This is a genomic window from Apilactobacillus micheneri (assembly GCF_006493595.1).
GTDB classification, from domain to species: domain Bacteria; phylum Bacillota; class Bacilli; order Lactobacillales; family Lactobacillaceae; genus Apilactobacillus; species Apilactobacillus micheneri.
In genome coordinates this window covers 26,104-49,959 of the sequence record NZ_QUBI01000004.1, presented here as the reverse complement: position 1 = coordinate 49,959, position 23,856 = coordinate 26,104, and the positions used below count along the sequence as shown (strand labels likewise).

Genomic DNA, 23,856 nt, shown 5'->3' with positions numbered 1-23,856 from the left:
CTTTGTCTTTTTACAAAATATGTAAAAAAGACCCACAAAATTTTTGTAGGTCTTTGTATTAATGTTTTGCAACATTAATTCTGTTAACAGCTCTTCTTAAGGCAACTTGACTGCGTAAGACTTCTTGATCATCGTGTTTTTCACGAGCTTCTCGAATCTTTTCTTCCGCACGATGTTGAGCTTTAGAAGCACGATCAACATCAATGTCTCCTTGTCTTTCAGCGCTATCAGCAATAATAGTTAAATTGTTATCAGAAAATTCTACGAAACCTCCGTTTACGGCAATTTCATCTTCTTTTCCGTCATGTGTAACTTTTGCTTCGTCAACTTCCAATGAAGCAATTACAGGAATATGATTAGGCATAATTCCTAATTGACCACTCATAGTTCTAACAACGACTAATGTAGCAGTTTCACATTCGTATACTTTACCATCAGGAGTTACGATACTAACGGTCAATACTGAGTTATCAGCCAATTAGAACCCTCCTTAGTTATTTTGCTTCATCTTTTTAGCATTTTCAACTACGTCTTCAATAGGACCACAGTTTCTAAATGCATCTTCAGGAAGATCATCATACTTACCATCTAAGATAGCTTTAAATCCAGCAACAGTTTGATCAACTGGAACATATTTACCAGGTAAACCAGTAAATTGTTCAGCAACACTGAAACTTTGTGATAAGAAGAATTGAATACGACGAGCACGACCAACAATAGTCTTTTCTTCGTCTGACAATTCATCAATACCTAAGATAGAAATGATATCTTGAAGTTCATGGTATCTTTGCAATACTTGTTGAACTTCAGTAGCTACCTTATAATGTTCATCTCCAACAATTGATGGATCCAAAGCAGATGATGTTGATGCTAATGGATCAACAGCAGGATAAATACCTTGTTGAGTTAATGAACGTTCCAAGTTAGTAGTTGCATCCAAATGGGCAAATGTTGTAGCTGGAGCGGGGTCGGTATAATCATCGGCAGGAACATAAACAGCTTGAATAGATGTAATAGCACCCTTCTTAGTTGATGTAATACGTTCTTGCAATTGACCCATTTCAGTAGCTAATGTTGGTTGATAACCAACGGCAGATGGAATACGACCAAGTAATGCGGAAACTTCCATACCAGCTTGAGTAAATCTGAAAATGTTATCGATGAATAATAGAACATCGGTACCTACTTCATCACGGAAGTATTCAGCAATAGTCAAACCAGTTAAAGCAACACGCATACGTGCACCAGGTGGTTCGTTCATTTGACCATAAACCATGGCAGTTTTGTCTAGAACACCTGACTCTTTCATTTCAAAGTACATATCGTTACCTTCACGAGTACGTTCACCAACACCGGTAAACACTGAGATACCATTATGACCTTGAGCAATATTATGAATTAATTCTTGAATTAAAACAGTTTTACCAACACCGGCACCACCGAACAATCCAACTTTACCACCACGAATATATGGTGCTAATAAATCAATAACTTTAATTCCTGTTTCAAGAATTTCAGCAGATGGATTTAATTGATCATAAGATGGTGCTTGTCTATGGATTGGCCAACGTTCTGCATCTTTATCAAATTCTTGACCGCCATCAATTGTTTCACCAAGAACGTTAAATACACGACCTAAAGTGTTTTCACCAACAGGTACAGAAATAGGTGCACCTGTATTTTCAGCTTCCATGCCTCGACGTAAACCATCAGTTCCGTCCATAGCAATGGTTCTTAACACTCCGTCACCTAATTCAAGAGTAACTTCAGTAATTAAACTTTCGTTTTCGCCCTTGTTAATTTTAAGTGCAGTATTAATGTTAGGTAATTCAGCGTCCGTTGGGAATTCAACGTCAACGACTGGTCCAATAACTTGAATAACCTTACCAGTACTCATTTTCGTTAATTCCTCCCATCATGTCTTTTGTTATTAGTGCTTAAGTGCTTCTTGACCACCAACAATTTCAGTAATTTCAGTAGTAATAGCAGCTTGTCTTGCACGATTATATTGTAATTCTAATTTTGAAATTAAATCTTCAGCATTATCAGATGCAGATTGCATTGCTGATGAACTTGCTGAATGTTCAGAAGTTTTAGCATCAAGAATAGCACCGAAAACTAAGCTTTGAGCATATTGAGGCAAAATAGACTTCAATACTGCCTGTTTATCAGGTTCAACTTCATATTCTGCACTAATTTTTGATGTTTTAACATCTTTACTTGCTCCTTCATTCATAGCTTCACTATCCATTGGTAGCATTTTTTCAGCTCTGAATTCTGAAGAGATTCTATTGATGAAATGAGTATAACAAACATATAATTCGTCAAATACACCATCTTCATACATAGAATTAGCAGTTTTAACAATTTCTCTGACTTCAGCAAATGTAGGAATATCAGAAACACCACGATATTCGTAAGCAACATTAACATTGCGATTCTTGTAAAAATCAGCTCCATTACCACCGACAGCTAAAATCATATAGTCATCAGGATTAGGAGTATTTTTTTCAATAAACGCATTGGCTTCACGAATTACATTACTATTGTAACTTCCAACCATTCCACGATCTGAAGTAATAACTAGATATGCAGTCTTTTTAGCTTTACCTGAGTCTGCATTACTTGAGGAATTAATGTTGTCTAACAAATGTGACTGAGCCAAATGCATTACAACAGACTTAACACGAGAAACATATTGTTCATATGAAACTGAATGCTTTTGAATACGATTTAGCTTAGCAGTCGAAACCATTTGCATTGCAGTTGTAATTTGATGTGTACTTTTTGTTGATGCAATACGATGTTTAACTTCATTAATAGATTCAGCCATTAGTTATCACCATCCTTCAAGCTAGTTATTTTGTGTATCTTTTTTAGTTTCAGTTGGTTGAAATGAATTATCAAAAGCATTAACTGCTTCGTCTAACTTATCAGTATCTGGTAGTTGACCAGTTTCAACAATTGAATCTAATAAGTCACGGTGTGAAGCATCAAAGTATTCGAATAATTCATTTTGATAACGAGCAATATCGTCAACTTCAATGTTATCCAAATGACCATGAGTTAAGCAGTATAAGATAATTACTTGTTTTTCAACTGGTAGTGGCGCATGAAGAGGTTGTTTTAGAACTTCTTCAGTACGAGCTCCACGATTCAATTTAGCTTGAGTTGCATCATCTAAATCAGAACCAAATTGAGCAAAGGCTTGTAGTTCGTGATATGATGCTAAATCAAGTCTTAAAGTACCAGCAACTTTCTTCATAGCTTTAATTTGTGCATCTCCACCAACACGAGATACTGAAGTACCGGCATCAATAGCTGGACGAGTACCTGAATAGAACATATCTGAATTTAAGAAGATTTGTCCATCAGTAATAGAAATTACGTTGGTTGGAATATATGCAGAAACATCTCCTGCTTGAGTTTCAACAATTGGTAAAGCAGTCATTGAACCGCCACCTAATTTGTCTGATAACTTAGCAGCACGTTCTAATAAACGTGAATGAGTGTAGAAAATATCACCTGGATAAGCTTCACGACCTGGTGGTCTACGAAGAATAAGTGATAGTTCACGGTAAGCATTAGCTTGTTTTGTTAAATCATCATATACAACTAAAACATGCTTACCTTGATTCATAAAGTATTCACCAATTGCAGCACCTGCATAAGGAGCAATGTATAACAATGGAGCTGGTTCTGATGGACCAGCAGATAATACGATTGTGTAATCCATTGCACCATATTTTTCAAGTGTTGAAACTTGTGAACGAACAGTTGAATCTTTTTGACCAATTGCAACATAAATACAAATCATGTCTTGATCTTTTTGGTTTAAGATTGTATCAATAGCAACTGAAGTTTTACCAGTTTTTCTATCACCAATGATCAATTCACGTTGACCACGACCAATAGGAACTAATGAATCAATTGCTTTAATACCAGTTTGTAATGGTTCAGACACACTTTGTCTGTCCATAATTCCTGGTGCTTTCTTTTCAATTGGACGAGATGATTCTGCTTTAATATCACCTTTACCATCGATTGGTTGACCTAATGAATTAATAGTTCTACCAATCATATCTTTACTAACAGGAACTTCCATGATTTGGCCGGTACGTTTTACAGTAGCGCCTTCACGAATTCCAGTACAATCACCTAAAACAACAATACCTACATCATTGCTTTCAAGGTTTTGAGCCATACCGAAAATCCCGTTTTCAAACTCAAGCAACTCACCAGACAACGCATTATCTAAGCCATGAGCACGAGCAACACCGTCACCTACATAAGTAACGATACCTGTTTCATCAACAGATAGCTCATCTTTGTAGCCAGCTAATTGTTGCTTGATTAGAGCACTGATTTCCTCAGCTTTAATGCTCATAAAAGTTTCACCTCTTCGATAGATATTGTTATTAATTTAATAGAAGTTTCTTGATACTATTAATCTTTGTACTTACACTTCCATCAAAAATAACGTTCGATGATTTAATAACTACACCACCGATTATACTTTGATCAATTTTGTTATCTAAAATAACTTTTTTTGCGTTCATACGTGTTTTAAAAGTATCGGATAATTTTGCTGTTTGTTCATCTGATAATGGAACCGCAGTAATAGCTACTGCACGAACAATCTTATTCTTTTCATCATATAATTGTTCAAATTCATCAACAATCATAGTAATTTCATCCATATTATTAGTTGATAACAAAACATTCAATAGATTTTTAATAACATCAATATCAACATTTTCAATCAAAGGTTTAGCTAAATTATTTTTATATTCTTTTGGGAAACTAACATCAGTTAAAGAATTGCCTAAATCTGAATTATTTTCAAATACTTGTTTGATTTGCAATAATTCATTATAGCCATCTTCAACTTGATCATTAGAATCTAATAGTTCAAAAATTACTTTTGAATAACGTTTTGCAAATGTAATCTTATCTAGCATTTTGCTTCCCCAACCCTTCAATATAAGAATCAATCAATGCTTTTTGATCATCAGACTTTAATTCTTTTTGAATGATTTTTGAAGCAATCTCAACAGATAAGTTTGCTACATCATCTTTAGTGTTAGCCAAAGCATCTTTTCTTTCTTGCTCGATATCTTTTTGAGCAGAAGCTTTAACACTTTGTGCATCATTTCTAGCCTCAGAAACAATTTGTTCACTTTGTTTTTGTGCTGAATCTTTAGCATTACTAATAATGTCATTAGCATCATCACGTGATTTTGATAAAGCAACTTCACGTTTTTTAGCTAATTCTTCAGCATCTTTACGAGACTTTTCAGCTGAACTAATATCATTAGAAATCTTATCAGCACGCTTAGTCATTACATCAGATAATGGTTTCCAAGCATAGTGCTTAATTAATGCCATTAATACAATAAATACAATAGCAGTAAAGATAATATTACCAATAGCTAGTCCACCTTCTTCTGTTGCAGCAACAGAAGAAAATAATGTTTGTGAAAGCATCTATTGACACCTCCTTACTTAAAAAAGTTATATTTATATAAAAATTACTTGTTCATTAAGATAAATGCCATAACTAATGTAATGATTGGTAAACCTTCGACCAAACCAACACCAATAAACATGTTAGTTCTTAATTGACCAGTCATTTCTGGTTGTCTAACCATTCCTTCTAGATATTTAGAAATAACAACACCATTACCAATACCTGCACCAATAGCAGAACCGGCTACGGCAATACCAGCAGCAATTGCTCCCATGATAAAATCCTCCTTAAAAATAGAAAAAATTATTCCTCAGGTTGAATCTTTTGAGAAATGTAAACGAAAGTTAAGATTACGAAAACTAATGATTGAATAGTTCCGATAAAGATTGAAAAACCAACCCAAAGTAATCCTAAAATGAAACTAGGAATCACCATAATTACTCCGTGAGAAAAGGCTAAGTTACTAACCATTCCAAGTAGCAATTCACCCGCGAATATATTACCAAATAGACGCAAGCCAAGAGTTAGAAAGTTCGCAAACTCTTCGAAGATATTCAATGGTAACCATAACTTAAATGGTTTTAAATATGTACTTGAGAAGTACCCTTTAAAACCTAATTTTGAAACTCCTGCAAAATGAGCCAGACCCAAAGCCATTACAGCCAATGTCATTGTGACAACTGGATTGGAAGTGGGACTTTTTACATAAGTAACTCCATTATAAGCAACTTCTAAGAATAATCCTAATTGATTAGAAATAAATAAGAATACGAATAAAACAAATGCATATAATCCATAAGGCTTAGCATTCTTTGCAGAAAGCGAATTTGTAGATAATCCATTTGTATATTCAACAATCATTTCTAGAACATTTTGTTTCTTAGTAGGCTTAATTTGTAGTTTCCTAGATAAAGCAAATATAAAGAAAAATACGATTGCAGCAACTACAACTAAAGAAACCATGTTACCAATATCAAAGGTTAAACCAAAAAGCTTAAAAGTGGAAACAGGTTCATTCACAGAATATCACCCCTTTTCTTAGCTTACTATACATCATTAACAAAAACGATGTAAGTATGAATTCTAAGATGATGTATTTTATTATAAAATACATTAAAATCTTACCACCATTCGATGGTTATTTCAAAACAAAAATCAATAAACATAGCTAAAAGAAAATATGTATATTGGTTGTTGATTATTATATACAAAAAAAGGAGTTACTGCAAAAAAAGGAGTTACTGCAAAAAAAGCAGTAACTCCTTTTTATAATTATTTAGTTCCAAATAGTCTGTCACCAGCGTCCCCTAATCCAGGAACAATATAACCATTTTCTAAATGGTCATCTAGTGCAGCTGAATAAATATCAATATTAGGATGAGCTTTTTGTAAAGCTTTAACTCCTTCTGGAGCAGCCACTAAACAAACAAACTTAATATTAGATTCAGGTACGCCTCTTTTAATCAAAGCGTCTACTGCCATAATTGCAGAACCACCAGTAGCTAACATTGGATCAACAACAAAAATTTGTCTTTTATCAATATCACTAGGTAACTTCACAAAATATTCATGGGGCTCAAGTGTTTTTTCATCACGATACATCCCAATATGGCCAACTTTAGCTGCAGGAATCAAGTTTAAGATTCCATCAACCATTCCAATACCTGCTCTTAAAATTGGAACAACAGCCACTTTTTTGCCTGCTAAGCGTTTTGCATGTGCAACCCCTTCTGGCGTTTTTACATCAACGTCTTCTAATGGCATATCACGAGAAACTTCAAATGCTAATAAAGTAGCAATTTCATTGACAACTTCACGAAATTCACGAGTTCCACAATCTTTATTTCTAATAATTGTTAATTTATGTTGAATCAAGGGATGATTCATAACTTCAAAATTACCCATCTAATATAATACCTCTTTTTCTATTTGAAAATTGGATGTTTACTTGTTAATAAACGTACCTGTTCTTTAACTTTATCTAATACAGAAGAATTATCATGATTTTCAATTGCTTTAGATATTAATCTAGCAACTTCTCTTGAATCATCTTCATTAAATCCACGAGAAGTAATTGCTGGAGTCCCTAATCTTAATCCACTAGTAACAAATGGACTTAATTTTTCATCAGGAACTGCCTCTTTATTGGTGGTAATTTTTAATGTATCTAATAATGCTTGAGTTTCCTTACCATTCAATTGCGTATTAGTTAAATCTAAGACCATTAAATGATTATCGGTTCCACCTGAAACTACTTTAATATTTGGAGAGTTTTTAAATTCATCAGCCATTGCTTTGGCATTTTTAATCACTTGTTCACAATAAGTCTTAAAGGATGGTTGCAAGTCTTCAAAGAAACAAGCTGCTTTACCAGCAATGACATGTTCTAAAGGACCACCTTGAGTGCCAGGAAACAATGAAGAATTTAATTTTTTAGCATACTTTGCTTGCGATAAGATCATCCCACCACGAGGACCTCTTAGAGTTTTATGGGTAGTTGTTGTAACAACATCAGCAATGCCAATTGGACTTGGATGTAATCCAGTTGCAACTAGGCCTGCAATATGAGCCATATCTACCATTAAATATGCGCCCACTGCATCAGCAATTTCTCTAAACTTATTCCAATCAATAATTCTACTATATGCAGAAGCTCCAGCAACGATTAGTTGTGGTTTAATTTCTTTAGCTTCTTCTAAGATAGCATCATAATTTAGTTCCTCTGTTTTAGAATCTAATCCATAAGAATATGATTTGTAAATTTTCCCAGAAAAGTTAACTTTAGCACCATGAGTTAAATGACCCCCAGCGTTTAAATCCATTCCTAAGATTTTATCACCAGGTTTTAAAAACGCAGCGTATGCAGCTTGATTAGCCTGTGAACCTGAATGTGGTTGCACATTGACATATTCAGCACCAAATAATTTTTTAGCACGATCAATTGCTAAGCTTTCAGAAACATCAACGAAGTCACAACCTCCATAGTATCGCTTACCTGGATAACCCTCAGCATATTTATTAGTTAATACCGAACCTTGAGCTGCCATCACAGCATTTGAAGCAATGTTTTCAGAGGCAATCAGTTCAATAGTATGTTCCTGTCTATCCTTTTCATCATGGATTGCATTCCACAATTCTTTATCTACATTTACATAATCATAATTCATGGCGTTCTCTCCTCCAAATATAGGTTACTAAATATAAGTTACATCTAAAGTATAAATTATAAATAATAAAAATGCATCTTTATCTTAAATGAAAATGAACTTGGCCAGCTGATTTATTTAGTCTATTCATATAAGCTTCACCAATTCCATCAGATGAAAATGCCTGAGTTAAAATTGATTTAACTTCTGGTTCATTATCAAAATGCCTTAATCCGGCAAATAATAAATGACTCGCAGAATTAACGTTATCGCCTAAACTAAAAGTTTCAACATTATCTGACCAATTATAACTGTTAATATTATGATTGTCCGCCATAATACCGACTGGATGGTCTTGTTTGGCAGCCCAATCAACTGCTTCTTGCCATTCATTTTCGTCATCAACAATGTAGACTTGAGCATTAGGTGCGTAATGCTTATATTTCATACCTGGAGCTTTGGGAACTTGGTCATCTGCAACTTTAGTTCTTTGATCCAATACTGGCTTATGAATGACTTTAGAAATTTGTTCAGCAGTAATTGCACCTGGTCTAAGAATAGCTGGCTTGTCAGTAGACATATCTAAAACTGTAGACTCAACCCCATATTTAGATTCACCATCATCTAAGATTCCTGCAATTTTTCCCTTTAAGTCATGATAAACATGTTCTGCTTTAGTTGGACTAGGTTTACCAGAAGTATTAGCTGAAGGACCTACAATGGGCACTCCAGACTCTCTAATTAATGACAATGTCACATCATTGTTAGGATTTCTAAAAGCTGCTGTATTTAGGCCACCAGTAACTGCTTTAGATAAAACATCAGGTTTTAATTTAAAAATAATTGTTAATGGTCCTGGCCAAAAAGTATCTAATAAACTTTGTGCTTCTTTCGATAATGGTTGGGCGTATTGTTTAACCATATCAGGTCCATCAACATGCACAATTAAAGGATTATCACTTGGACGGCCTTTTGCAGCATATACTGCTTTAACTGCTTTTTCATTGGTGGCATCTGCACCTAACCCATAAACAGTTTCTGTTGGAAATGATACTAATTGACCATCATTAATGTCCTTAGCAGCAAGCTTTAAATCTTTTTTAGTATAAATATTTGTATCCATAATTTATCACTTTCCTTTTAATATCTGACTCTTACCATTCTAGGATTACCATAAAAATCATCCCTGGTAGTAATCAAAGCATTAGGCAGTTTTTTATTAAAAATATCAACAACTGCTGATTTTTGTTTAAAACCTATTTCTAGATATAAATCACCATGATGATGAAATGAAATAGACTGAATATAACTAGCAATTCTTTCATATATAAATAGACCATGATTTTTAGCAAACAATGCTTCATGCGGTTCATATTGAATAACACTAGCATCCATATACTTAAGTTCATCATCTGCTACATATGGAGGATTACTTATTATTACATCATAATCTTGATTAATATTTTCAAATAAGTCACTACTAATAAATTTTACATCAACTTGGTTAGCTTTAGCATTTTTTTTAGCAACTGATAAAGCAGCATCTGATATATCAGCAGCATCAACATTCCAATTATTATTTTCCATTTTTAATGAAACGGCGATTGCACCACTACCAGTTCCCATATCTAAAATGCTTAATTTATCTTTGGAACCATAGTCAGATACTACCCATTCAACTAATTCTTCCGTTTCTGGGCGTGGAATTAAGACATTACTATCAACATAAAATTCATGTCCAAAGAAATTAGCTTTCCCAATAATATATTGTGGAGGGTATCCCTCAATATATTTATTAACGTCATTAAAATATTGTTTTAAATCAGTTTTGTTCATTTCATCACGATAATGAAGTAATAAGTGAGTAGTATCTAAATTAAATCTTTCCATCATCAAAAATTTGGCAATTTCTTTATCCAAATTTTTATCCTCTATACACAAAGAAGCCCTTTTTTGGGCTTCAAAATATGTCATCTTATTCATTCTTTAACTGCTCCAACTTCTTAGCTTGGTCAGAAACAATTAAGGCATCAATAATTTCGTCCAAATCTCCATTCATCACTTTATCTAACTTATTTAAAGTTAAACCAATACGATGATCAGTTACACGATTTTGTGGATAATTATAAGTTCTAATTCTTTCGGAACGATCACCAGTACCAATGGCAGCCTTTCTTTCGGAATCATATTTATCTTCTTCTTGTTGTTGGTAATAGTCATAAACACGAGCTTTTAAAACTTGCATTGCTTTTGCACGGTTTTGTTGTTGAGAACGTTCATCTTGCATAGCAACTACAATTCCAGTAGGTAAATGAGTCATTCTAACCGCAGATGAAGTCTTGTTAACATGTTGTCCACCAGCACCGGAAGCACGATAAACATCAGTTTTAATATCTTTAGGATCAATATCAATGTCAACATCTTCAGCTTCAGGCATAACCCCAACAGTCGCAGTTGAAGTATGAATGCGACCAGCTGATTCAGTTGCAGGCACACGTTGTACACGATGAGCTCCGTTTTCAAATTTAAGTTTAGAGTAAACTTTTTCACCCTGAATCATAATGGCAATTTCTTTAAAGCCACCTACTTCAGTATCACTTTGATCAATAATAGAAGTTTTCCAACCTTGTTTTTCAGCGTAGCGAATATACATATCGTATAAATCAGCAGCAAATAGACTACCTTCGTCACCACCAGCAGCACCATGAATTTCCATAATAATATTTTTATCGTCATTAGGATCTTTAGGTAATAACATGATTTTCATTTTTTCTTCTAATGCTTCTTTTTGGGGTTCAAGTTCACTAATTTCACCTTTAACCATTTCGTTCATGTCATCATCCAACTTTTCAGCTAGCATTTCTCTATCTTCATCTAATTGGGCAGTAATCTTTTTATATTTATTAAATTCACTAACAATATCACGAAGACTACCTTCTTCTTTAGATAAAGCCATAAAACGTTTTGTATCAGCAATCACTTCTGGATCACTAATTAATTCATTTAATTCATCATAACGGTCAACAACCGCTTGTAACTTTTCAAATATTTCATCCATAAATTAAAGTCCTCACTTTCCGATTAAATCTAATGGTGGGTTGAAGTAATGTTTGCGACAAACTGGGTAGTATGATTCATTACCACCAACTTGAATTTGTTCACCTTCATAAACCGGTTTAGCATCATGAAAGCGTAAATTCATAATGGCTTTTCTACCACAGAACCAACAAATTGTTTTCATTTCTTCGATTTTATCTGCATAAAGGAGTAAGTTTTCAGAACCTTCAAATAATTTATTTTGAAAATCATTTTTTAATCCGAAAGCAATTACTGGGATATTCAGTTCATCAACAATTTTAGCAAATTGTAGTACATTTGCTCTACTTAGAAACTGTGCTTCATCAACTAAAATACAACTAGCATCTGGATTAATTTGTTTTACCATTTCAAAACAGTCAGATTGAGTATCAATTACATGCGCACTTCTACTTAAACCTACTCTTGAAGAAACGGTTCCTCTTTCTTCTCTGGTATCTAGAGCACTAGTCATAATAATTACTGATTTACCTTGTTCCTCATAATTATGAGCAACTTTAATAATTTCAATAGTTTTACCACTATTCATTGCCCCATAACGATAATATAGTTGAGCCATGGTACAACTCGCTTTCTCTTTTTATTTTCATTATTATTATAGCTGATTTACAGACTAATTTCGATAGTATGAAATAAAGTTAATAAAATTGACATACTTATATGCACTTTTACGGTCTATAATAGTAAAGTGTGATAAAATTTTGAATATTATATCAATAAGGAGCGCATTCACAATGTCACTTAGAAGCGAACTAGCAACTATTGCTGGAAAATCATCATACTGGTTCTTACATACTTTCATGAATGGTGGAAGTTCATTACCAGGTAAAATAACTACTAAGATTGATCCTGCTATCTTAAAACATTTAGGAAAAAACTATGATGTAGTTGTTATCACTGGTACTAATGGTAAGACTTTAACAACTGCCCTTACTGTCCAAGTTTTAAAAACAAAATACGATAATGTATTAACCAATCCTTCTGGATCTAACATGGAACAAGGATTAGTTACTACCTTTTTAAAAGCCAAAAATAATAAGAATAAACGTCCACTTGCAGTTTTAGAAGTAGATGAAGCAAATGTGGTTAAATTAACTAAGTATATTAAACCGGTTGCATTTGTCTTTACCAATATTTTTCGTGATCAAATGGATCGCTATGGTGAAATCTATACTACTTACAAAAAGATTATTGATGGTGTGAAATTAGCACCCAAAGCTACTATTATCGCTAATGGTGATGCACCTATCTTTAATTCTGTAGACTTACCTAATCCTAAAATATATTATGGATTTAAAAATCATAATGATGAAAAGGATATGAAAGCAGAACCTAATACTGATGGTATTTTATGTCCAGTTTGTGAAAACATTTTGCACTATCACTATATTAGTTATGCTAACTTAGGTAATTATTTCTGTCCTCATTGCGGTTTTAAGCGTCCCATTTTAAGTCATGAATTAACCCAATTGGGTCAATTAACTCCTAATTCATCATCATTTACTGTTGATGGACAAGAATTATCAATCGGTATTGGTGGCGTTTATAACATTTATAATGCACTAGCTGCATATTCAGTCGGCCGCTTTTTAGGGATTGAACCTGAAAAAGCTGCTGAAGCTTTTCATTCTAATGAAAGAGTCTTTGGTCGCCAAGAACAAATTAATGTTGAAGGCAAAGATGTTACTTTAATTTTAGTTAAGAATCCCGTAGGATTGAATCAAGTTATTGATATGATTTCAAAAGAAAAAGAAGAATTTTCATTTATTGGTCTATTAAATGCTAACTATGCTGATGGAATTGATACTAGTTGGATCTGGGATGGCGAATTTGAACGCTTAAAGGATATGCCAATTAAAAAATATATCACAGGTGGCGAAAGATATCGTGATATTACCTTTAGATTAAAAGTAGCTGGTGTTGATGAAAACATTCATGATGTTGAGCCAGACCTAGAAAAAGTAGTAAATGACATCCCAGACTTACCAACAAATAAGGTATATATTTTAGCTACTTATACTGCAATGATGAAACTTAGAAAAGATTTTGCAGAAAAAGGATACATCAAGGGAGGCATTGAATAATGGCAAATAAATATACACTCAATATTGCTCATCTATATGGTGATTTAATGAATACCTATGGTGATTTAGGTAACATTTTAGTTTTAAAATATTATGGCAAAAAAATGGGGATTGATGTGCAATCTAACGTAGTAAGCTTAGATGAAGGTTTTAAAGCAGATGATTATGATATTGCTGTATTTGGTGGTGGCCAAGATTTTGAACAAACTATTGTTTCAAAAGATATTCAAACTAAAAAAGATGAAATCAAAAAATTTATTGAATCAGATGGTTGTCTATTAGCAATATGTGGTGGTTTTCAACTACTAGGTAAATATTATATTGATGCTAATGGCGATAAAATTCCTGGTATTGGCGTATTAGATCATTACACAGAACAACAACATGATAATCGTTTCATTGGTAATATTTTAATTAAAAATGAAGAAACCGGTGAACAATACCATGGATTCGAAAATCACCAAGGTGTAACTTACACTGGTAAAGGAGAACGTCCTTTAGGTGATGTTGAAAAAGGTTATGGTAACAATGGTCAAGATAAAGCTGAAGGTGCTATTTACAAAAATGTTTATTGTACCTACTTTCATGGACCAATTTTAGCTAGAAACAACATCATCGCTAAACATATTTTAATTAAAGCACTAAAAAGACGTTATCCTAATGATGACTTTTCAAGACTAGAACAAATGGATGTTGAAAAATCTTATTAATCAAAAAAGCTTGGAATTTATTTCCAAGTTTTTTTATTTTCATCTAAATAGGTTTCAATTAAAGGCTTTCTTCTTTCAATATAATATTCATTTGGTGCTTTAGGATGAACCCGATTGGATAAGAAGATCATTGCTCGTTTTAATTTGGGAATTATAACCATGAATGTTCCTGTATATCCAGACTGCCATATAAATTTCATTCCATGATAGTGAAGCAATTCGAATCCATAACTACGTCCTAAAGCATGAGAATAAGTTTGATCGTCATAAAATTGTTTTACTAACGATGATGAAATAATTGGATTGTCATCAGGATATAAAATAGCATGCACAAATTTAATTAAATCATTCATATTACTAAATAATCCTGCTGATCCACAATCTGATCCTAATATTTGAGCTTTAGGATCATGAACTAATCCTTGTAATAAGCCTTTTTTCTCATCATAAACTGTGGGCACACATTTGTGCTTATCTTTGGGAGCAAAAGAACTATTATTCATGTGTAATGGTTTTAATACCCATTCAGTAATTAAATCGTGAATTGATTTTCCTGTAATTTTCTTAGCAATTAAGCCTAAGAAAATAAAGTTAACATCAGCATAGTGCATTTCATGATTCAAACCTTTACCCGCTTTCAAATTAAGTAATGCCTTAATTAGTTCATCATGAGTTAAGTTATTTCGATTATTAATATACCCTTCAATTCCAGAAGTATGGGTAATTAAATTTCGCACAGTTACCTTTGGATATTTCCATTGAGGTAAATACTTACTAATAGAATCTTCCATATTAAGTTGGTTATCATCAACTAATTTTAAAATTACCATTGTGGTACCAACAACTTTAGTAATTGATGCCATATCATATATTAAATTATCTTTTAATTTTATTTTTTTAGGTACTAATTCACTGTAACCAATCAAATGCCTTGCTACCTTATTACCATCAATAAAAGCATAATTAACCCCAGGGACAACCCCATCATCAACTAGTCTATTTATCATTTCAATTGTTTTTGGATAATCCATAATTTTCACCTGATTTATTATTTCATATAAAAAACACTTTCGAACTTACATCATAAACTAATGATTTATCGAAAGTGTTTTATTTAATTACATTATAACTTGATTTTATTTTAAATGCTTAATTTATAAATTATTACCTATAAATTGAGAATTATACAAGTCAGCGTAAAAGCCATTTTGTTTCATCAATGAATTATGATCACCAGTTTCAATGATTTGTCCATGATCCATTACAATGATTTTTTCAGCATTTTGAATTGTAGATAAGCGATGTGCAACTACAAAACTAGTACGTCCTTGTATTAAATTATCCATAGCTCGTTGAATCATCGATTCAGTCTTAGTATCAACTGAACTAGTTGCTTCATCCAAAATAAGAACTTCCGGATCAGCAACAAAAGCACGAGCAATGGTGATCAACTGACGTTGACCTTGTGAAATATTAGTAGCATTTTCATTCAAAACAGTGTTATAACCATCTGGAAGTTTTTGAATAAAGCCATCTGCTTGTGCTTCTTTGGCTGCATTATAAGCATCTTCATCAGTTGCATTCGCATTTCCATACTTAATATTATCAAGAACCGTTCCAGTAAAGAGCCAACTATCTTGAAGTACCATTGAAATATGTGAACGTAATTCCGGTTTACTAAAGTCTCTTGTATCCTTACCTTTAAATTTAATAGAACCAGAATCAATATCATAAAATCTCTCAAGTAAATTAATAATAGTGGTTTTACCAGCACCAGTTGGTCCAACAATTGCAACCGTAGTGCCTTGTTTAACATGTAAATTAAAATCTTGAATTAATGGTGTATCAGGTAAATATCTAAAGTCAACATTTTCAAAAGTGATTTCATCATTAGTATCTTCAACTTTGTTGTTAACAGTTTGATCCTTCATTTCAGGTTCATCAAGAATTTTAAAAATACGTTCAGCAGAAGCAATTGTTGACTGAATAGTATTAGTTAAATTAGCCAAATTAGTTATAGGTTGATTAAACATATTTACATATTGTAGAAATGCTTGAACATTCCCTAAAGCAATGGTTCCAGCAGCAACCTTGATTCCACCAAAAACTGCAACAAATACATAATTTAAATTCTTCACAAAATTCATCAATGGGAACATGAAACTTGAAACAAATTGAGCTTTCCAAGCTGATTGATAATATTTATCATTTTGTTTTTCAAATTGTTGAATAGTTTCTTCTTCACGGTTAAAAGTTTTAATGATATTACGACCAGCAAAATTTTCTTCAACTTGACTATTAACTTGGCCTAAATGTTTTTGTTGTTTACTAAAGAATCTTTGTGAACGAGGGGTAACTACACCTACGATAACCGCAATTAACGGAAATGTACATAATGCTACCAATGTTAAAGACCAACTAATAGTTGTCATCATGTAAAGGACCCCAAAGAATAACAAAACACTAGTGATTAATTGGGTCAAATTGGTCTGCAACATCGTGGAGATATTATCCATATCATTAATCATGGTGGACATAATATCCCCATTAGCATGGGTATCATAATAGGAAATTGGTAAGCGTTTTAGCTTAGACTTCATATCTTTTCTCAATTGATAAACAACTTTTTGAGAAATATAAGTCATAATAAATTGTTGTCCCATGTTAAATAAAGCAGCAGCAACATATAACAATCCCACTACTAGTAAAATGTGACCAACTGCACCAAAATCAATTGGAATACTTCCAACATGTAGCCCCGCCTTCTTCATTTCAAAGGCCTTCATAATTCCTTTATAAATTTCAGTAGTAGCTTCACCTAAAATTTTGGGAGTAACAATCTGCAAAACTGTTGCAACAACTGCCATGATTAAGGTAAATACAATTCCAATTAACCAAGGCTTAACGTATGTTATTAAACGCCAAGTAGAACCCCAAAAGTTTTCAGCACGTTTTTTACTGTTATTTTCCATTATTTGGATCCTCCCTTCTTGATTTGAGAGTCTAAAATAACTTTATAATATGGATTATCTTGGGATAATTCTTTGTGTGTTCCAGCACCAACTAATTCTCCATTGTTTAATACTAGAATTAAATCAGCATCTGCAACTGTAGAAATTCTTTGTGCAACAATTACAGTAATTGCATGCTTAATTTTTTCATCTTTATTTAGACCTTGTCTTAATTCAGCATCAGTTTTGAAATCAAGTGCTGAGAATGAATCATCAAAAATATAAATTGCAGCATCTTTTAGAATGGTTCTGGCAATAGCTAAACGTTGCTTTTGTCCACCAGAAAAGTTTTCACCGTTTTGTTCAACTTTAGCATTTAAGCCCCCTTCTTCTTTAATAAAGTCGGAAGCTTTGGCTAAGTCTAATGCATGCCATATTTCTTCATCACTTGCATTTTCATTTCCATATTGCATATTTTCCTTAACTGTACCAGTAAATAAGACTGCCTTTTGTTGAGTTAAAGAAATTAAAGCATGTAGATTTTTTTGAGAGATATTTTGAATATTAGTACCATTGATTTTAATAGCACCAGAAGTAACATCATATAATCTTGGAATTAAATCAATTAAACTAGATTTACCAGAACCAGTTTCACCAATTACAGCAACCGTTTGCCCTGCCTTGGCAGAAAAGTTAATGTCCTTTAGTGATAGATTTTTGGAATCTTGATATTTAAAATCAACATGGTCAAAACTTAAAGTATTATTATCCTTTTCAATTTTATCAGGATTCTTAGGATCATTGATTGAATTTTTAACATCGAATACTTCATTAATACGTGAAGCAGAAGCTTGTGCTCTAGGAATAAAGACAAATAGGAATGATAGCATCATAAAACTAATTAAGATTTGAGTAGCATAAGTCATGAATGCAACTAAGTTACCAACATCTAATCCATTATTGGCAATCATTTTGGCACCAAACCACACGATTCCAACATTAGTTCCACTTAAAATAAAAGTCATCAATGGAAACATTAGAGAAACTAACATGAATACGCGAATTCCAGTGCTAGCATATTTGGTATTATATTTATCAAAACGATTTTGTTCATAATCATCACGATTGAATGCTCTGATTACTCTAACACCAGTTAAACCTTCTCTGAATACTAAGTTTAGTTTATCAGTTTGACCTTGCAATTTCTTAAACATAGGACCAGCAAATGACATAATAATAGCAACTACAATTGCTAGCACAACTAAAGCAGCAAAGAAAACAATTGTTAATCGCGGACTCTTAAAGAAAGCCAATGACATAGCACCAATTAGCATAATTGGTGACATAATCATCATTCTTAAAACCTGAATCATTACATTTTGGATTTGAACAACATCATTAGTATTTCTAGTAATTAGTGATGCATCACCAAATTTATCCAAATCTTGATCAGATAAATACATTATTTTACGATACATTGCTGAACGAATCTTCTTCCCCATTTTTTGGGATTGAGTTGCCGCAAAATAAATATTTCCACCGGCAGCTACTACACCGATAAAGGTAACAAACAACATTTTAAATCCTTCACTCCAAATGTAAGGAACGTTATTTTTAGCTACCCCATTATTAATTAGATTTGAAGTAACAGTTGGTAGGTATAAATCACAAGATACTTGAACCACTAAAAACAGCACAGCTGCTAGAACTGCACTCCAAACTAAATATTTTTTAGCTAATTTTATCAAGGTTAATCTTCACTCCTTCTTTATATATATTTATAAATTTTAATCAATAAATATTATTCTAATATTTATTGATTAAAATTTAAATTAAATAATCTTCTATATAGAAAATAAAAAACGTCGCACAATGCGACGTTTAATAATTGGGTATACTGGGCTCGAACCAGTAGATTGCGGATTCAGAGTCCGCTGCCTTACCAATTTGGCGAATACCCAAAAATATATTACATTTATTAATGTTAAACTTATGCAATAAAACTGTCAACACTATTGAACGATTGACAATCTTAATAGTTTCAAGTAACATAATTATTGTTAATATTTATTGCCCGCTGGTCAAACTGGTTTAAGACGTCGCCCTCTCAAGGCGGAGTTATGGGTTCGAGACCCATGCGGGTGATCATTAGAAAAAGACAAGTCATTAAATGACTTGTCTTTTTTGTTATTATTAGTAGCTAAATGCTAAATAGCCACTTTTTTTCCATCTATGAGTAAGCTGACTAACACTAATGGTCTTATTTAATCCATCATAAACATCTTTATAGAAAAATACTTTTCGGTTAAATCCAATTAACATCACACAATGTTGATTATCGTCTAACCACATTATAACTGGACGATTTCTTAATAATTGTCCCCTAATTCGACGATATGACTTATTATTAAGCAGTTTAAAAGACCCTTTATTATTAATAAATAATCTAAAAAAGTCATTAGGCTTATATGAATGCTTATTATCTAAAAACTTAATAACTTCATCAATGGATAAATGATAACCAGAATATGATAAAAGATTCTGTGCAGCTACAACAGCATTATCATATTGATGATCCACTTTAAAATGTAATTTCAGTAAACGATAATTTTTCCGCACAAACTTATGAGATACCCAACCTTCATTGACCACTCCACAAAAATGAAACCATAATTGCTTTTTATAAAATCCTATTTTATCTATTTCTAACTTATTATAATTATTTTCCTTGGAAAATGGACAACGCTTACTTTTAGCCTCTTGCATTTCATTAACGTACCATTTTTCCATTTTGAGATGTTTCAACCTCACGTAGAAAGGATTTATTCTTTCACTTGCGATTGCATTTGCTTTCATTAATTCACCCTCAATACATTAATTATAACAATAATTAGTTAGTTTTATTAATATTTTATGCTAAGAATTATAAATGTTTTACACAATCGTATAATATGGTAAAATTAATTATGTAAGTTTTGGGGTCGTTATGGATTCGACGGGTATAGTTCGAATTCGAATGGCGTTACGTAGCGGCGTCTACGCAAAACCGTCCAGTTTTCTAAATTATAACTGCAAAAACTAATTTAAAACCTGCTATGATGGCTGCCTAATAAGCGCTTGTAGCAATCCGATTTAGCTTCACCTATGGGTTAACATTGGGTTTTATATGAAATAGGTTACGCTATTCAACTCAAACCTGAAGTTGGTAGAAGAGATTAATCAGGTTAGCTAATCATGACAGCCTTGGTGTATGGCGTTTTGATTAGTGAAATTCAAATAATACTCCTATGAGCGTAGAAATTCGAATGGCGATATGCTCGGACGCGGGTTCAAATCCCGCCGACTCCATAAGTTAGTAAAAAGCTGCTATAATAAGCGTTATGAACGCTGATTATAGCAGCTTTTTTTATTTTTATTAACAATAAATAAAACAAATAAATGGTAACCAATACGGTATCCATTAAATAAATGTCGTTGGAATATGGGAATTAAAAAGACTACTTTAAAATGAATCGCCTTACGAAAGTTAGTTTTAAATGTCTAACTTTTGTAAGGCGGTTTAAAATATTTGTTTAACTTTAGAGGTTCATTTGTTTCATTTTATCTATTATAAGCATATAAAGAATTTAGTTTATGAGTTTAATTATTATTGTTATTTATAGTATATGTTAACCAAGCTATATTACCTTTTTTTTCAACTGTTTTTAAATTAAAGCTTACTGGTTTATCACCAGACATACCGTCTTTGGATTGAAATAAAGATGGGGTATCGGGACTTCCATCAGCTGTTGGCATAACTAGCAAACTAATTTCGTCACAAAGATTTTGTTGTATGAGTGACCAATTTAAGATACCGCCACCGCCAAGCATCAATTTTTCAATTTTAAATAATTGTTTTAATTTCATTAGAGCGGTCTCAAAGTCTATATTTTTATCACCAGCAATGATATATGAAATGTTTTTCCTTCTTAAAAAGTATTTATACTCGTTGCTTGTTTCATTGGTAATGATTTCTATAATATTATTTGTTAAATTACCAAATTTAATAGTACTATTTTGCCAAGCTATTTTTCCCTTAGGATCAACTGAGATATAAAATTTATTATCTAAATTAATATCTTTTGCGATAAAATCCCCAGCTTTTACAATTTCAGCATTTGTATCTAATTCTGGCTTTTTGAATTTTGTTAGATTTTCATCTGTTGTTAATCTACCACACATTACACCTTGATTATCACCATAGCGACCTTCAGGGGTAAATCCTTCTACATAAAATAATTTTGTTGCATCACTATTTTCTTCTTCTAATTTTTTTCTATATGATCCTTTGATTTTTCCATTTAAGGAAGGTGCCATATAGCAAAACACATATGGACGATTCATTAACATTACCTCCTGTAAAAAATTGTAATTTAATATTACAGAAGATATTTTATAAAAATTATATTATTTTTGTAACATCATTCCATGACAATAAAATGTTAATTTATGCCAAATGCTATTTATCAATTTGTTTTTTGTATTCTAAAATAGTTTTTCCTGTCCAAACAGTAAAAGCTCGTAAAAAAGAATTGATTTCTTGATAACCTAATAAGAATGCTATGTCTGAACTACTCATGTTAGTGTTTTGTAAATAATTTTCGGCTAGAATCTTTCTTGTGTGATTTAATTGCTCTCTAAAAGTAGTATGTTCTTTTTTTAATGCTCTTTGAAGAGTTCTAGTACTTATATTTAATTTATCACCTACATCTTCAATGGCACATTTGCCAGCAGGCAATAAATTAATTAGAGTTGTCTGTACATGAGATTTATAGCTATTATCTGTTTCAAAATCATTTAAATTCTTATATAGAATAGGTTCTAAGAATTTAATCATATTTTCATTATAACTATTAAATTGAACTTTTAAGTCATTATTATAGAATATGATTTTATTAAAGTTTCCTTTTACTATATTACATGACATATATTTTTTGAATGATTTACTAAAATCATAGTTTGTAATAATCATTTTAGGATTTATAGGTTTATTAGTCGCTTTTCTAATTACATGGACTAAAAAAATGAATTCTATTTCTAATAGAAAAGATGGTATTCTTAATGCTATGTTGCTTGGTTCTATATTTATTTCAAAATTATCTTTATTTTTATCTAATATATATTTAATTGGAGCAATTAATCTTTTATATTGTGATAATCTTGTGATAAATGATTCACCGTTTTTACTACAATACGATGTGAATATTGCTGGTGAGAATGTTTCTACATTATCATAAGTAGCTAATTTGATTGGGACATGTTCATTCTTTATTTGTTCTCCTACAAGTGACATAAACATATAATATTTTTTTTCACTTAAAGATGGGTTATCTTGATTAAAAAAATTGAATGGTAAATGCATTTGATTAATGACTTTTTTTATATCTATTCCTAATAAATTAAAATATTTTATATATTGACCATCTAATATATAATTTTTCATTCTATAATTCCTTCTTTAGTTTATTATTTTAAGATACATGCATCATAATAAAATCAAATAATTTAGTTGGTAATAATGCATGCATTATTACACCAGATTTTGCTGCTGTTCCCATTACATAACGTGTTTTTGGATTCTTTTTATTCATTGCTTTAAGAATTTTTTTAGCAACTACATTAGGACTTGAAAGTCCATTGCCATTATATTGTTTCTTCATTCCATTGCCGGCTTTTAAAGCTTCTTTCTGATACACGGTATTTTTAGAAGAATTGATTAATTGATTTGCTGCAATCATTCCCCAATTAGTTTTTATACCACCAGGTTCTATTATTGCTACTTTTATACCAAATTTCTTAGTTTCCATTCTTAATGCATCACTTAAGGCTTCTACTGAATATTTACTAGCATGATACCAGCCACCAAAGTAACTAACCATTTTTCCACCAATAGAAGAAATATTTATAATTTTTCCATATTTTTGTTTTCTCATATATGGAAGTACTAATTTTGTTAGTTCAATCATACCAAAAACGTTGACTTCCATTTGCTTTTTTGCTTCTTCAATTGAAACGTTTTCTAATGCTCCATATGATCCATAACCAGCATTATTAATTAGTCCATCAATGGTGCCTTCTTTTTTTATTATTTGATTAATTGCCTTATTTCTTGAGAAATTATCAGTTACATCTAATTTAATTGGAGTAACTCCAAATTCTTTTAATGAATTTAATTTATCTAATCTTCTACCTCCTCCATAAACTTTATATCCATTGTTTGCTAATATTTTAGCGGTTGAGTATCCAATTCCACTACTTGCACCCGTTATAAAAACAACATTATTTTTCATATTCGCTTCCTCCTTTATATAAATATTATATTTATTATTGGTTATTTATATAATGTTTATATGCGCCAAT

23 protein-coding genes, 2 tRNA genes and 1 other RNA gene are annotated in these 23,856 nt (G+C 31.9%); 4 read left to right on the top strand and 22 right to left on the bottom strand.

Going from position 1 to position 23,856, the window contains the following annotated elements; translation table 11 throughout:
- Positions 1 to 58: 58 nt before the first annotated feature.
- The 14 genes from DY123_RS05340 to DY123_RS05275 all read right to left on the bottom strand — a co-directional run bounded on the left by DY123_RS05340 (position 59) and on the right by DY123_RS05275 (position 12,271).
- On the bottom strand, positions 59 to 478 hold the full coding sequence (locus tag DY123_RS05340) for a F0F1 ATP synthase subunit epsilon (RefSeq protein WP_105964864.1): 420 nt from the start codon (positions 476 to 478) through the stop codon (positions 59 to 61).
- Positions 479 to 490: 12 nt separating this feature from the next.
- On the bottom strand, positions 491 to 1,897 hold the full coding sequence (gene atpD / locus DY123_RS05335) for a F0F1 ATP synthase subunit beta (protein WP_105964865.1): 1,407 nt from the start codon (positions 1,895 to 1,897) through the stop codon (positions 491 to 493).
- 33 nt (positions 1,898 to 1,930) lie between these two features.
- The gene (locus tag DY123_RS05330; protein WP_108982360.1) at positions 1,931 to 2,833 is read right to left on the bottom strand and encodes a F0F1 ATP synthase subunit gamma; all 903 of its coding nucleotides are present in this window, start codon (positions 2,831 to 2,833) and stop codon (positions 1,931 to 1,933) included.
- Positions 2,834 to 2,854: 21 nt separating this feature from the next.
- A complete protein-coding gene (gene atpA, locus DY123_RS05325) occupies positions 2,855 to 4,387 on the bottom strand; it encodes a F0F1 ATP synthase subunit alpha (RefSeq protein WP_108982361.1) in 1,533 nt (510 codons plus the stop codon).
- 31 nt (positions 4,388 to 4,418) lie between these two features.
- Positions 4,419 to 4,961 (bottom strand): ATP synthase F1 subunit delta, encoded by a 543-nt coding sequence (gene atpH / locus DY123_RS05320; protein ID WP_108982362.1) that lies wholly within the window; start codon positions 4,959 to 4,961, stop codon positions 4,419 to 4,421.
- Complete coding sequence (atpF, locus tag DY123_RS05315; protein WP_108982363.1) at positions 4,951 to 5,487, bottom strand: F0F1 ATP synthase subunit B; 537 nt, start codon at positions 5,485 to 5,487, stop codon at positions 4,951 to 4,953. The genes atpH and atpF overlap by 11 nt, the downstream gene beginning before the upstream one ends.
- Before the next feature lie 44 nt (positions 5,488 to 5,531).
- A complete protein-coding gene (gene atpE / locus DY123_RS05310; protein WP_105957131.1) occupies positions 5,532 to 5,744 on the bottom strand; it encodes a F0F1 ATP synthase subunit C in 213 nt (70 codons plus the stop codon).
- 29 nt (positions 5,745 to 5,773) lie between these two features.
- Positions 5,774 to 6,490 carry a F0F1 ATP synthase subunit A gene (atpB, locus tag DY123_RS05305; RefSeq protein WP_105964870.1) on the bottom strand — a complete coding sequence of 239 codons (717 nt, stop codon included), beginning with the start codon at positions 6,488 to 6,490 and terminating at the stop codon, positions 5,774 to 5,776.
- A gap of 252 nt (positions 6,491 to 6,742) precedes the next feature.
- A complete protein-coding gene (gene upp, locus DY123_RS05300) occupies positions 6,743 to 7,375 on the bottom strand; it encodes a uracil phosphoribosyltransferase (protein WP_108982364.1) in 633 nt (210 codons plus the stop codon).
- Between the two features lie 20 nt (positions 7,376 to 7,395).
- Positions 7,396 to 8,637: a serine hydroxymethyltransferase gene (gene glyA, locus DY123_RS05295; protein WP_108982365.1), complete on the bottom strand. Its 1,242-nt coding sequence runs from the start codon at positions 8,635 to 8,637 to the stop codon at positions 7,396 to 7,398.
- 79 nt (positions 8,638 to 8,716) lie between these two features.
- Positions 8,717 to 9,739: an L-threonylcarbamoyladenylate synthase gene (locus DY123_RS05290; RefSeq protein ID WP_140924291.1), complete on the bottom strand. Its 1,023-nt coding sequence runs from the start codon at positions 9,737 to 9,739 to the stop codon at positions 8,717 to 8,719.
- A gap of 17 nt (positions 9,740 to 9,756) precedes the next feature.
- Positions 9,757 to 10,599 carry a peptide chain release factor N(5)-glutamine methyltransferase gene (prmC, locus tag DY123_RS05285; protein ID WP_140936314.1) on the bottom strand — a complete coding sequence of 281 codons (843 nt, stop codon included), beginning with the start codon at positions 10,597 to 10,599 and terminating at the stop codon, positions 9,757 to 9,759.
- The gene (gene prfA / locus DY123_RS05280) at positions 10,592 to 11,674 is read right to left on the bottom strand and encodes a peptide chain release factor 1 (protein ID WP_140924287.1); all 1,083 of its coding nucleotides are present in this window, start codon (positions 11,672 to 11,674) and stop codon (positions 10,592 to 10,594) included. Before prfA ends, prmC begins: the two co-directional genes overlap by 8 nt.
- Positions 11,675 to 11,686: 12 nt before the next feature.
- Complete coding sequence (locus tag DY123_RS05275; RefSeq protein WP_105964876.1) at positions 11,687 to 12,271, bottom strand: thymidine kinase; 585 nt, start codon at positions 12,269 to 12,271, stop codon at positions 11,687 to 11,689.
- Between the two features lie 175 nt (positions 12,272 to 12,446).
- Between DY123_RS05275 and DY123_RS05270 the strand changes: the two genes are divergently transcribed.
- The gene (locus DY123_RS05270; RefSeq protein ID WP_105964877.1) at positions 12,447 to 13,796 is read left to right on the top strand and encodes a Mur ligase family protein; all 1,350 of its coding nucleotides are present in this window, start codon (positions 12,447 to 12,449) and stop codon (positions 13,794 to 13,796) included.
- Positions 13,796 to 14,506, top strand: a complete 711-nt coding sequence (locus tag DY123_RS05265; RefSeq protein ID WP_105964878.1) for a type 1 glutamine amidotransferase — start codon at positions 13,796 to 13,798, stop codon at positions 14,504 to 14,506. Before DY123_RS05270 ends, DY123_RS05265 begins: the two co-directional genes overlap by 1 nt.
- A 17-nt stretch (positions 14,507 to 14,523) precedes the next feature.
- Here DY123_RS05265 and DY123_RS05260 read toward each other — a convergent pair whose 3' ends face one another.
- From DY123_RS05260 to DY123_RS05245, 4 genes are all read right to left on the bottom strand, one after another.
- The gene (locus DY123_RS05260; RefSeq protein ID WP_140924284.1) at positions 14,524 to 15,537 is read right to left on the bottom strand and encodes a serine hydrolase domain-containing protein; all 1,014 of its coding nucleotides are present in this window, start codon (positions 15,535 to 15,537) and stop codon (positions 14,524 to 14,526) included.
- Positions 15,538 to 15,660: 123 nt separating this feature from the next.
- Complete coding sequence (locus DY123_RS05255) at positions 15,661 to 17,478, bottom strand: ABC transporter ATP-binding protein (RefSeq protein WP_140924282.1); 1,818 nt, start codon at positions 17,476 to 17,478, stop codon at positions 15,661 to 15,663.
- Entirely contained in the window at positions 17,478 to 19,205 is a 1,728-nt protein-coding gene (locus tag DY123_RS05250; RefSeq protein WP_140924280.1) for an ABC transporter ATP-binding protein, read from the bottom strand. The genes DY123_RS05255 and DY123_RS05250 overlap by 1 nt, the downstream gene beginning before the upstream one ends.
- 140 nt (positions 19,206 to 19,345) lie before the next feature.
- A tRNA-Gln gene (locus DY123_RS05245) sits at positions 19,346 to 19,418 on the bottom strand.
- A gap of 110 nt (positions 19,419 to 19,528) precedes the next feature.
- Between DY123_RS05245 and DY123_RS05240 the strand changes: the two genes are divergently transcribed.
- Positions 19,529 to 19,602 (top strand) — tRNA-Glu (locus DY123_RS05240).
- Positions 19,603 to 19,650: 48 nt separating this feature from the next.
- Here DY123_RS05240 and DY123_RS05235 read toward each other — a convergent pair.
- The gene (locus tag DY123_RS05235) at positions 19,651 to 20,313 is read right to left on the bottom strand and encodes a hypothetical protein (protein ID WP_140924278.1); all 663 of its coding nucleotides are present in this window, start codon (positions 20,311 to 20,313) and stop codon (positions 19,651 to 19,653) included.
- A 121-nt stretch (positions 20,314 to 20,434) separates the two neighbouring features.
- On the opposite strand from DY123_RS05235, the gene ssrA reads away from it, so the two are divergent.
- Positions 20,435 to 20,808: a transfer-messenger RNA gene (ssrA, locus tag DY123_RS05230) on the top strand.
- Between the two features lie 288 nt (positions 20,809 to 21,096).
- On the opposite strand, the gene DY123_RS05225 is transcribed toward ssrA, so the two are convergent.
- The 3 genes from DY123_RS05225 to DY123_RS05215 all read right to left on the bottom strand — a co-directional run bounded on the left by DY123_RS05225 (position 21,097) and on the right by DY123_RS05215 (position 23,786).
- Positions 21,097 to 21,840: a dihydrofolate reductase family protein gene (locus DY123_RS05225; RefSeq protein ID WP_140924277.1), complete on the bottom strand. Its 744-nt coding sequence runs from the start codon at positions 21,838 to 21,840 to the stop codon at positions 21,097 to 21,099.
- 115 nt (positions 21,841 to 21,955) lie between these two features.
- Positions 21,956 to 22,939: a helix-turn-helix domain-containing protein gene (locus tag DY123_RS05220; RefSeq protein ID WP_140924275.1), complete on the bottom strand. Its 984-nt coding sequence runs from the start codon at positions 22,937 to 22,939 to the stop codon at positions 21,956 to 21,958.
- A gap of 28 nt (positions 22,940 to 22,967) precedes the next feature.
- The gene (locus DY123_RS05215; RefSeq protein WP_140924273.1) at positions 22,968 to 23,786 is read right to left on the bottom strand and encodes an oxidoreductase; all 819 of its coding nucleotides are present in this window, start codon (positions 23,784 to 23,786) and stop codon (positions 22,968 to 22,970) included.
- Positions 23,787 to 23,856: the final 70 nt, after the last annotated feature.

Excerpts from the sequence above, each read along its gene's own strand:
- atpD (WP_105964865.1), bottom strand. The coding sequence starts at position 1,897 with ATGAGTACTGGTAAGGTTATTCAAGTTATTGGACCAGTCGTTGACGTT.
- DY123_RS05330 (WP_108982360.1), bottom strand. The coding sequence starts at position 2,833 with ATGGCTGAATCTATTAATGAAGTTAAACATCGTATTGCATCAACAAAA.
- atpA (WP_108982361.1), bottom strand. The coding sequence starts at position 4,387 with ATGAGCATTAAAGCTGAGGAAATCAGTGCTCTAATCAAGCAACAATTA.
- atpH (WP_108982362.1), bottom strand. The coding sequence starts at position 4,961 with ATGCTAGATAAGATTACATTTGCAAAACGTTATTCAAAAGTAATTTTT.
- atpF (WP_108982363.1), bottom strand. The coding sequence starts at position 5,487 with ATGCTTTCACAAACATTATTTTCTTCTGTTGCTGCAACAGAAGAAGGT.
- atpE (WP_105957131.1), bottom strand. The coding sequence starts at position 5,744 with ATGGGAGCAATTGCTGCTGGTATTGCCGTAGCCGGTTCTGCTATTGGT.
- upp (WP_108982364.1), bottom strand. The coding sequence starts at position 7,375 with ATGGGTAATTTTGAAGTTATGAATCATCCCTTGATTCAACATAAATTA.
- glyA (WP_108982365.1), bottom strand. The coding sequence starts at position 8,637 with ATGAATTATGATTATGTAAATGTAGATAAAGAATTGTGGAATGCAATC.
- DY123_RS05290 (WP_140924291.1), bottom strand. The coding sequence starts at position 9,739 with ATGGATACAAATATTTATACTAAAAAAGATTTAAAGCTTGCTGCTAAG.
- prmC (WP_140936314.1), bottom strand. The coding sequence starts at position 10,599 with ATGAATAAGATGACATATTTTGAAGCCCAAAAAAGGGCTTCTTTGTGT.
- prfA (WP_140924287.1), bottom strand. The coding sequence starts at position 11,674 with ATGGATGAAATATTTGAAAAGTTACAAGCGGTTGTTGACCGTTATGAT.
- DY123_RS05275 (WP_105964876.1), bottom strand. The coding sequence starts at position 12,271 with ATGGCTCAACTATATTATCGTTATGGGGCAATGAATAGTGGTAAAACT.
- DY123_RS05270 (WP_105964877.1), top strand. The coding sequence starts at position 12,447 with ATGTCACTTAGAAGCGAACTAGCAACTATTGCTGGAAAATCATCATAC.
- DY123_RS05265 (WP_105964878.1), top strand. The coding sequence starts at position 13,796 with ATGGCAAATAAATATACACTCAATATTGCTCATCTATATGGTGATTTA.
- DY123_RS05260 (WP_140924284.1), bottom strand. The coding sequence starts at position 15,537 with ATGGATTATCCAAAAACAATTGAAATGATAAATAGACTAGTTGATGAT.
- DY123_RS05255 (WP_140924282.1), bottom strand. The coding sequence starts at position 17,478 with ATGGAAAATAACAGTAAAAAACGTGCTGAAAACTTTTGGGGTTCTACT.
- DY123_RS05235 (WP_140924278.1), bottom strand. The coding sequence starts at position 20,313 with ATGAAAGCAAATGCAATCGCAAGTGAAAGAATAAATCCTTTCTACGTG.
- DY123_RS05225 (WP_140924277.1), bottom strand. The coding sequence starts at position 21,840 with ATGAATCGTCCATATGTGTTTTGCTATATGGCACCTTCCTTAAATGGA.
- DY123_RS05220 (WP_140924275.1), bottom strand. The coding sequence starts at position 22,939 with ATGAAAAATTATATATTAGATGGTCAATATATAAAATATTTTAATTTA.
- DY123_RS05215 (WP_140924273.1), bottom strand. The coding sequence starts at position 23,786 with ATGAAAAATAATGTTGTTTTTATAACGGGTGCAAGTAGTGGAATTGGA.